Source organism: Aerosakkonema funiforme FACHB-1375 (assembly GCF_014696265.1).
In the GTDB taxonomy this organism is placed as follows: domain Bacteria; phylum Cyanobacteriota; class Cyanobacteriia; order Cyanobacteriales; family Aerosakkonemataceae; genus Aerosakkonema; species Aerosakkonema funiforme_A.
Genome location: NZ_JACJPW010000194.1, coordinates 1 through 9,563, shown reverse-complemented (window position 1 = coordinate 9,563; position 9,563 = coordinate 1). Strand labels below are relative to the sequence as shown.

Genomic DNA, 9,563 nt, shown 5'->3' with positions numbered 1-9,563 from the left:
GAGAATAAATCTTTTGCCTTTTCTCTTTTTCCTCTCCCCTAACCCCTAACCCCTAACCTCTAACCCCTCTTAGGGGAGCCAGCGGGGACGAAAACCAGGCAGGGGAAGCTGTTCCGGTTGCATTTGGGCAGGCGTTGCTTCTGTGGGTGCAGCAGAAATCACAGGTAGTAGCCAGAGGCTGCTGGAAGTAACGGCTTCGCCGCTATCCGTTCGGGGAGCATCTGACTGCTGTCCTACCGGTATGGGCGTTGTAGTAGGTTGGTCAAATAGGAGGGCAATACCATCAGGTGATAGACTGATTTGCACCTGTCGCTGATTTGGCAGTACCAAGAGGGGTTTCATTTCAGATGTTTTGAGGTTGATGGTGACAATATATGGTTGTTCTTGGTACTGTTCGCCGGAGATAAGTTTGGTGAGCAAACAATAAAGAGTTTGCCCGGTAGGATCGAATTGGGCGCTTAAAATTGAGCCGGTAATTCGCAAAAGTTCTTTTTCGATTCCCTGATTGGTTACTAGATACAGCGATCGCGTGTAATCTGTGTTAAATTTCACCATCGCCGCTTGAGTACCATCTCTGCTAAAACTAGCCACTGTACCGAATTTGGGCAAAAAATCGAGAGGTTTATCCTGGGGTGCTTCTAAGGGTACGATCGCCAATCCTTCTGCTTGCGCGATCGCTAAAGCTTTGCTGTCAGGCGTAATCAAAAAATCCCCTCCCGGTTGTCCTTCCAGGGGTTTGGCTATGGGACGATCCGATCGCTCCATTTTCACTATCCAAATGCCAAAATCCGATGGATTGCGCCGATTCATCCGCTGCACTACAATTGTTTTTCCATCCGGCGACAGGTCAAACTTGAGATTTTGGTAGTCTTTATTATCTAAAATCAGCCTAATTTTACCGGCTGGTTCTGGATTTGTCGCTTGGGAGCCTGGAGATTGCGGATCTATACCGGTCGTCACTGTGTAGAGATTTTGTTCCAGTACTGCTTGACCTGCGGATCGGCGATCGCTTGCGGAAAACAAAATGCGACGCGAGTCGGGATAAGGCTTAAAATCGCTCACCAATAAATCTGCTGGGGTCAGGGCGATCGGTTTTGGTTCTGGAGCGCTGAGATTGACTAACATCAAGCGTCCGGCTTCACTTCCTTCTACACCCAGGTAAACAAAAGCGCGATCGCGGGTGCGGAATTTACTTGTAAAAGGTTGGATTGGCGTTCCTTTTTCTGGCGAAGCAAATCTGTCTTTTGCTCCGAGCAACTGCACTTTATATTCGCTGCCGTAGGGGGCTGGTGCGATTAAAGTATATGCCATTTTCCGTCCCGCCCAACTAAATTTTCCCGGTAGGGGTGGATCGATTTGCAAATTTGCTTCCACGCTGGTATGGTTCATGGGGCGGTTAAAAGTCAGGATAAAGCGGTTATCTTCAACGCCGATTTGTTTATCCTGCCAGTTAAAATCGCGCACGCGGGGAGCCGATCCATCACCTTGGAATAACAGTAGCCCAATGAGCGCAGTCAGGACGAGCATAACTGTAATAGCAACCCGGTCAAGCGGCTCTATGAATTTTAAATTTGGGATTTTGAATTTCTGATTGGTCATTGGCGATCGGTAATTGGTTATTAGCGATCGATCGTTACTCATTAGCTTTTCACAAATGGCTAATAGGTGATGACGGATGGCTAATAACTAATAATCATAGGGGTTTTTAGGTTCGGGAATTAGTTTGACCGAGCTTGCCTGAATAGTCAATTGGCGTTTACCGCCGAAGTTTTCGGTGATCATCTCACCTTCCACTTCTAACCATGTATCGGGTTTGAAGTCTCTGCGGAGTTGGGACGAAGTATCCGTGTCGATCGACCCAGATTCTGAGCCAGAAGTTTGGGTGTTGATGCTTTGTTTGCCCAGTTTAACTGGTAAACCTACCGGATAGGCATCTGCGGCGCAGCAGGTAAGTATAAAGCGAGAAAGTAAAAGGTATTCTGGGGGTAATTCTGGAGGATGAACGGCAAAACCCTGCACTTTCACTTTTTGTCCGGTATAAGCGTCGGGTTCTGGATAGGCATTTAAAGTTCTTACCCAGTCTATGAGCGATCGCTCTTCGGGGCGTTTGGCACTCCGAAATTCTTGGGGTTGCGATCGGGTCATCGTCAAGGAATCGGTTATGCCTCTAGATAATGCGGTTTGGCTGGTAAACGGTCGGGGTGCGATCGTAAAACCCAAGAGCGCCCCTGTCAAAAGCAAAGCGGTACTCCAACCTGGGGGAAATAAGGAAATGTGTTGGGCTTGGGAATTGGAGAGGGGAGGAGGGAAAGCAGAGGGTTGATTTTCTTTAGTTCGATCGCGCCGCGATGAAGATTCTTTCTTGAAACCGAAGAGTTGGCGCATCAGCCCGCCAGCTGTAATTACTAACCAAAGTACAGAGGCAATTAATGTCTTTCTAACTTGTGGAGCGGCAATATTGTCCAGTCGCCCCACGAGCCAACTATTTTGTACGGTGTCAGATTGATATCTGTTCCTTTGTGGATTCAATAGGAGCGAAAGACCTCTGAGAGAGCCAATCGCCAACAGCATAAAACCTGCTGCGATTACCAACCAAAAGTAATCGGGATGAATGAGCAAATATAACTTGCCCGTAAGCCAATATCTCAGGAGCAATATGCCCCAGGCAATGATGGCCAATACATCTAACCAGCGCAGTAAGGAATTTGGGATTTGGGATTTGGGATTTTGGATTGTCATCGGTGAAAAGAGCGGAATTTCAGATTTTAGATTTCAAATTGAATAGTTTCAATTTGGAATTTTGTGAGCTTTGCCACACAGCAATTAGCCAAAAGCAAATTGATAAAGCAAAGTAAACAAGAAGGTAAGTTGAGCTGCGAGAGCCAATAAATAAATTACCGCCCTTGGTTTGAAGACTGACAGCAGCAACCCAATACCTTTGAGGTCTATCATCGGGCCAAACACCAGAAATGCTAACAAGGAACCGCTGGTAAATGCAGAAGCAAAGGAAAGGGCAAAGAACGAATCGACTGTCGAACAAATAGATACTACTGCTGCCAATACCATCATGGCTAAGATCGATGTAATCGGACTTTGACCCAAACTGAGGATAATTTCGCGAGGAGCCAGGACTTGAATAGAAGCTGCGATCGCACTTCCTACGATTAATACTGCCCCTAATTCGCGCAGTTCCTGCACTGTATTGTCCAGAAACAGACGCAGGCGATATTTCATCGGTTTTGTTACCTTGGCGGGAGCTGCGGTCATGGGGAATGAAGCGCTGTCCATACGGAGGACTTTACCGGGCCCACTCAGTAAAAAAGTACCGGATTGCAATAAAGCTGGACTGGCATTTTCTCGGTTAGGTATTTCAGACCAAGCGCGTTTGGGGGGTGGGACAGCGCAGGCGGTGGATTTTTGTAGCAGCGGTCGCAAGTCAGCTTGAGCGCTGAATATCCAGCCTATAATGGTGGCTATGGATAGGGAACATACTACGCGCAGCACAACAATTTCCGGTTGATCTCGAAATGCTGTCCAAGTTGCCCAAATCACGATCGGATTGATTGTCGGCGCTGCGAGTAAAAATCCGATCGCTACCGGTGCGGGTACCCCCTGCATCAGCAACCGCCGCGCTACTGGCACATTGCCGCACTCGCAAACCGGAAACAGAAAGCCCGCTAAACTTCCGGCTAAAGCTCCCAGTAAAGGATTGCGAGGCATAGCTGCACTTAAGGAGCGTTCATCGATAAATAATAGCAGCAAACCTGAAAACAGAACTCCCAGTAGCAGGAACGGTATCGCCTCTACTAGCAAACTCAGGAATAGGGTAAAAGCATTCTGGAATTGATTCATCTGATTATTGCGGGAGACTCCGGCCTCAGCGAAGCAGGCCGGAGAGGGATAGCTTGTCAAATTTGATGGTTCGATGCCATCAAATTTGACAATCTCCGGTTTGGCAGCACGATTAAACCCGTGCTTCGCTGTACCAAACGGACTTTGTTTTTACTGAACTGACCTAACCGTTTCCAGTTTCGGTCTGAAACAGAAACCTGTTTTTCGGTATCGCCGCTTACCCAGCCCTGATGCGTTTTGCTGCCTTGAGTTGCCATTACCAAATCGCCTTTCCTGAAACCATGCCGAGTAACACTGCCGCCATACTTGCGGCGAATACAACCTTTGCTCGAAACCATTAAATGCAATTGACGGCGGCAAATTGGTGGGCGGCGAATCACCGTAAATGGTGCTGGCGTAATCCGAACTTCGCCAATCCAACCCATTGTTTGACGGTCAACAATGCCATACCGAATAAATGCTTGGCAGGCTAATGCTGTGCCATCAACTGCATGAGTGGCCGGGATAGCATCCCCTTTGGAATGCTTCTGTTTTTCTAATCCAAGAAAGCAGCGGGTATTCGCCGTCTGCCAGCCTTCGTATTGCTTGACTTCTCCATACTTTTCTAAGTTTTTAAGTTGCCATTTCTGGCCGACCATAACAGGACTAAATCCTTTGTCGCCTACTGCTTTTACGATTTCGTAAACGACATCGGTAAGCGGGTAAATTGACGACAACTCGCCAATTACTCGCAATTCCAATTCGCGATTAGCTCTGATGCTGGGAGGTACTTTGCGTTGGCGTCGATTGTCAAATCGCTGCTGGCGGTGAGCGCGTTTGTCGAACGAAATCTTGCGGTTGATTCGACGACCTCTACGCCCTCTCCTCATCATTCGCCGTTGTTCCATCCGCTCTCGAACTGTTTTGAACGGCAACTGAAGATGTGGCAGCCAGAGAGTAAACTTAGCTGACTGAACGCCGATTCCCGTGTAGAGTTTACCTGGATCGATACCAACAGCAATTGGCTGCGTTCTTTCACCTTTCGGGTATTCAATTAACTGGACTTGGAAGATCCCGAGGTCGTTATAGACAACCTTGGCTTTAGCAGCTTTTAGCCATCGCCTTGCCCGACTTGGCTTGGTTGGCATTAGCGGTTGCCCAGATGCAGATAATACAGGTACTCGCATAAAGAGATAATCCTTCGAGTAGCAGTTTTAAGTCCCCTCGCTCAACACAGTCAGGATGTCTTGGCTTGACCCAACGCCACTGATAAGAGGGCTTGAAGATAGACCGAACTGGGGAAGCATTCGGTAGTTCGTGCCAAACTGTGTCTCCGTGAGCTATTCAACACTTGCGTTGTGAGACTTACCCCTCACAATCCCCGCCCTCTACTTAGGGCGGGGTAGTTGAATCGATTAGTGGCAAGCAGCGTTTTCTAATAGTTGGCTCGTGGGGGGCAATATTTTTAAGCCGCCCCAGCAGCCGCAATCTCTAAGCGTTTGTGAAGTCATTTTAACTATTTGAGGGGGTTTGGGGGAGCTATTATCCTTTCTTTTCTCTGGGTGCGGTCATAAGTAGTAAGTTGTCAGAGCATCGGTCAAGCCTTCAAGAGTGTTCAATAGTCATCTTTTCCAAAAGAATCTCAAAGGGCAGGCAGGATGCCTACCCCACAAGAATTTTTGGAGATGTCTAATCGCCCTGTCCATCACAACTGGTGAAAGACTGTACGGCTGTTTTCACCCACACGGGCGAAGGGAGCGGGGGAATTTACGGATAGCCTGTAAAGAGATGATGAAGATAAGCATAAATTTTGCCCAAAGATTAGAGGGAATCATTTACTTGGATTTTGTAGTCATTTACTGAGGCTGTTTAGACTGAGCTTATTATGTTGCAACTAGCCCAGATGGAACTTGTCAGTCCAAAGTTGATACGGCTTGATTTCGAGAATTTGAGGCCGTTTGAGCGTCTGACCGACCAGTATCGGCACTTCGGCGTTCATTTCAGCAGTGCGATCGCCATAGAGCCTTCTAACCCAGCATTTACGCCTAAATCCGGAGCGAAACTTCTCATGCCGATGGGAAATATGATGAGCCTAAATGCTTTTTTTGACAAACCCAGCAGCTGGGTCGGCGCTTTTGTTTGCAGTACCAGAATTGTTGTTTTAAGCGCCTATGACCGGGATGGGAATTTCCTCGGCCAGACTAGCACGATAAGTCAGGGAACCAATTTAGCGGATGAGCAATCGGAATTTTGCCCGCAGCAGCTAGATTTGAACCGATCTGGCATTGCTAAAGTCGAGTTTCACTCTTGTGTACCGTTTACTTTGGATGATTTCTTTTTTGCGGTAATGCCTTGAGGGTAAAAATTTCAATGCGTGAGGTTTTTTGAAGAATTAAATTACCCTCAAAAACGATCTGTTTATTTTGGTCATTTAGTTTTTTGTATGCTAATTTTTCCGAGCGGAGGAGCGGGGGAACGGGTACAAAATGTTCCTACGTAAACTTTTGCCTAGAGATTCTAAAAGAACGGTTTCTCGTTGCACAGTGATATTGTTAAGAAATAATTAATTTATTTTTAATGAAAAGTTATTATTTGTTTAACTTTTTTAGTATATATTATTTTGTGTATAGTTTTACTTAAGCAAAAGTGAGAATACGCTAATATAGCATTCCGGCATTAATCTGCAATAGTACGCCATCTTGTGCTGGAGCAAGCAAAGAGCTTCTACCTCTGTGTAGAAAAACAAAAAAAAAGGGGTGTAAAAGGGTACTTTGAGCATCTGGCAATATAGACTCTAAGAGCTGACTGAGGAATTGCTTAATGGTTGTTGCAAAAAAGATCTCTTCCGAGTTATCAGTTCTACCGATATCCCAGGCGCGGGAACTAAGTTTGCAGTCAACGCTGGGAGAGTTGCCGCTTTATGATTTTAGTGTACGCAGCGATATGCGTGGAGGCGAAGTAGCGCAGGCGTTTCAAGACAATCCTCTCCTGCCGGGAGTAATCTTGATAGAACACGATCGCCTTTTAGGTATGATTTCCCGGCGGCGGTTTTTGGAATACATGAGTCGCCCCTACGGATTGGAATTGTTTTTGAAGCGACCGATTAAATCTTTATATCTTTTAGCGAATAGCGATAGTTTAATTTTTCCAAGCGATACTTTAATTGTGATGGCGGCGCGGCGCTCTTTACAGCGATCGGCAGAGTTACTGTACGAACCGATTGTGGTGGAAATTGAACCGACGGTTTACAGACTCTTAGATGCTCATCAATTACTGGTAGCTCAATCGCATATTCACGAATTAGCATCTCAACTAATTCATCAACTTTATCAAGAACTTGAGAAAGCGAACCACGAACTACGCAGTCTCGCTACTGCTGACGGTTTGACAAAAGTGGCTAACCGTCGTCGATTTGACGAATACCTGGACAATAAGTGGCACGAACTCGCTCGCGAACAAGCACCACTTTCTTTAATTCTATGCGATATCGATTGTTTTAAAGACTATAACGATACTTACGGTCATTTAGGGGGAGATGCTTGTTTGCAACAAGTCGCTTATGCAATTAGCGCGGCGGTGAAGCGACCGGCGGATTTGGTGGCGCGTTACGGAGGTGAAGAATTTGCGGTAATTTTACCCAATACCCCAGCTGCCGGTGCTGTTCGCGTAGCAGAGGAAATCCGAATGAATGTTAAAGCGCTACAAATTCGCCACATCAATTCTTGTGTTGAGCCTTATGTCACTCTCAGTGTGGGTGTCGCAACTATGGTTCCGGAACCCGGATCGATTCCGATCGACTTGATTGCAGCAGCCGATCGCGCTCTCTATGAGTCTAAAGCATCCGGACGCGATCGCGTTAGCATCTGCGCTTAAGAGCTCCTGCCATTACTCTGCCTCAAGTCGATCTCATCGCTGGGAATGCCGGATATCGATATTTTATGCGTTATTCACAAATATTTATACTTTCTAATTAATTGATGTATAAATTATCAATACTTAAAAGAGGAAATTTTTGATTAGGTTAAGTTTAGGTTAAAAAAGGTTTTTTTTAAGGTTAATTTTTCTAGCCTATTAAGTTTTAAATAAAAGATTTTTTCAAATAAAAAATATAATGATAAAGTAGAATATGAATCTTACTATACCAATTAAAAGAACTGATTGAGGCATAGGCTTATGTTCGCTCTCAAACAATCATCCCTGGAAATGTCAGTTCAACCAAGTTCGCAAAAAAAAGACCTCAGTCTGGAATCAACGCTTCAAGACTTGCCTCTGTATGATTTCAGTGTAGAGAACGATCGTCCGGGTAGCGAAGTAGCACAGGCATTTCAAGATAATCCGCTGCTGCCGGGAGTAATTTTGGTGGAGCAAAGTCAGTTTGCAGGTATGATTTCCCGGCGGCGTTTTTTAGAATGTATGAGCCGACCTTACGGATTGGAATTATTTTTAAAGCGACCGATAAAGTGTTTATATGTATTGGCTCATAGAGATGTGCTAATTTTTCCTGACGATACTCTAATTGTGATGGCGGCGAGGCGGTCTTTGCAGCGGCCTGCCGAGCTGCTATACGAACCGATTGTGGTGGAAATTGAGCCGACAGTTTACAAATTATTAGACGTTCATGAATTGCTGATTGCCCAATCGCATATTCACGAGCTGACAACGCGGCTACTGCACGAGCAAACAAAGTTGCACATGATGCAAACGGAAAAAATGGCAAGTTTAGGACAGATGGTAGCTGAGGTAGGTCACGAAATTTTAAATCCAGTTAATTTTATTTCGGGAAATTTAGAATACCTATCAAATTACAGCCAAGATTTAATCAAGTTAATTTCAGCTTACGATACAACAATTAGAGAAAAACCACCGCAAGTTGAAGAAATTAAAAGAGAAATAGAATTTGAGTTTTTACAAGAAGATATGCAGAAGCTGATTGACAGTATGAAGATAGGGACAGAGCAATTAGTCAAGATAGTCAATAGCCTGCGAAATTTCTCCCATATGGGAGAGGGAAGTCAAAAAGCGATCGATCTGCACGAATGTATTGAAAGTACTCTGTTGATTCTGCATAATCGGGTAAAATACACGATTGAAGTGGTGAAAAATTATGGCGACCTGCCGCCAGTGCCTTGTTACTCAGGTCAGTTGAGCCAGGTATTCATGAATATTATCAGCAATGCGATCGACGCACTGATGGATAAGAAGGAATCGAATAAGAAAGCGGCTAGCCAGTGGAAACCTCGAATTGAAATTGTTTCTCAGGTGGTAGAATTAGAAAATCGTTCTTGGGCTGCCGTTCGCATTGCCGATAACGGGCCGGGTATTCCACCAGAAATTCAGGGGCGGATTTTTGAAACTTTCTTTACCACTAAGCCTGTCGGGAAAGGGACGGGACTGGGGTTGGCGATCGGTCATCAAATCGTGACAGAAAAGCATGGCGGCAAATTGAATTTGCGATCGCATCTGGGTGTCGGCACAGAATTTGAGATTTTGCTACCGCTGAGTTAAAGTGTTTTTGATGCCAGTTTCCTGAAGCCACCCCAGCCCTAAAGGGACGGGGGTTCAAAATGCGATGAAACCTCCACTTGGCTCTCCCAAATTGGTACAACATCCAAGTTCTTAGTGTTGGCATTTTGAACTTTCGCTGCGACTCGCTCTGACTCTGGGAATTTTCCAAAGGAAGGAGGAACTTGTCCTCCTAATCGCAAGTTAATTTTCGTGGTCGCCTGTCTCCA

Annotated in this window: 8 protein-coding genes; 3 read left to right on the top strand and 5 right to left on the bottom strand. The window is 45.6% G+C overall.

The window, feature by feature from the left end; genetic code table 11:
- Nucleotides 1-69: 69 nt before the first annotated feature.
- The 4 genes from H6G03_RS36120 to H6G03_RS36100 form a co-directional block, all read right to left on the bottom strand.
- Nucleotides 70-1,599 carry a hypothetical protein gene (locus H6G03_RS36120; RefSeq protein WP_190475598.1) on the bottom strand — a complete coding sequence of 510 codons (1,530 nt, stop codon included), beginning with the start codon at nucleotides 1,597-1,599 and terminating at the stop codon, nucleotides 70-72.
- Nucleotides 1,600-1,686: 87 nt separating this feature from the next.
- Nucleotides 1,687-2,739 (bottom strand): TIGR03943 family putative permease subunit, encoded by a 1,053-nt coding sequence (locus tag H6G03_RS36115; protein WP_242057020.1) that lies wholly within the window; start codon nucleotides 2,737-2,739, stop codon nucleotides 1,687-1,689.
- Nucleotides 2,740-2,823: 84 nt separating this feature from the next.
- Entirely contained in the window at nucleotides 2,824-3,852 is a 1,029-nt protein-coding gene (locus H6G03_RS36105) for a permease (protein ID WP_190475594.1), read from the bottom strand.
- Nucleotides 3,853-3,908: 56 nt separating this feature from the next.
- Nucleotides 3,909-5,018 carry an RRXRR domain-containing protein gene (locus tag H6G03_RS36100; RefSeq protein WP_190475592.1) on the bottom strand — a complete coding sequence of 370 codons (1,110 nt, stop codon included), beginning with the start codon at nucleotides 5,016-5,018 and terminating at the stop codon, nucleotides 3,909-3,911.
- A gap of 698 nt (nucleotides 5,019-5,716) precedes the next feature.
- Between H6G03_RS36100 and H6G03_RS36095 the strand changes: the two genes are divergently transcribed.
- The 3 genes from H6G03_RS36095 (at nucleotide 5,717) to H6G03_RS36085 (ending at nucleotide 9,336) form a co-directional block, all read left to right on the top strand.
- Nucleotides 5,717-6,187, top strand: coding sequence for a hypothetical protein (locus H6G03_RS36095; protein WP_190475590.1), 471 nt, complete (start codon nucleotides 5,717-5,719; stop codon nucleotides 6,185-6,187).
- Nucleotides 6,188-6,651: 464 nt separating this feature from the next.
- The gene (locus H6G03_RS36090) at nucleotides 6,652-7,704 is read left to right on the top strand and encodes a GGDEF domain-containing protein (RefSeq protein ID WP_190475588.1); all 1,053 of its coding nucleotides are present in this window, start codon (nucleotides 6,652-6,654) and stop codon (nucleotides 7,702-7,704) included.
- Nucleotides 7,705-8,004: 300 nt separating this feature from the next.
- Nucleotides 8,005-9,336: a sensor histidine kinase gene (locus tag H6G03_RS36085; protein WP_190475579.1), complete on the top strand. Its 1,332-nt coding sequence runs from the start codon at nucleotides 8,005-8,007 to the stop codon at nucleotides 9,334-9,336.
- Nucleotides 9,337-9,374: 38 nt separating this feature from the next.
- On the opposite strand, the gene H6G03_RS37625 is transcribed toward H6G03_RS36085, so the two are convergent.
- Nucleotides 9,375-9,563: hypothetical protein (locus tag H6G03_RS37625; protein ID WP_206756674.1), on the bottom strand; the 189-nt coding region annotated here is incomplete at its 5' end.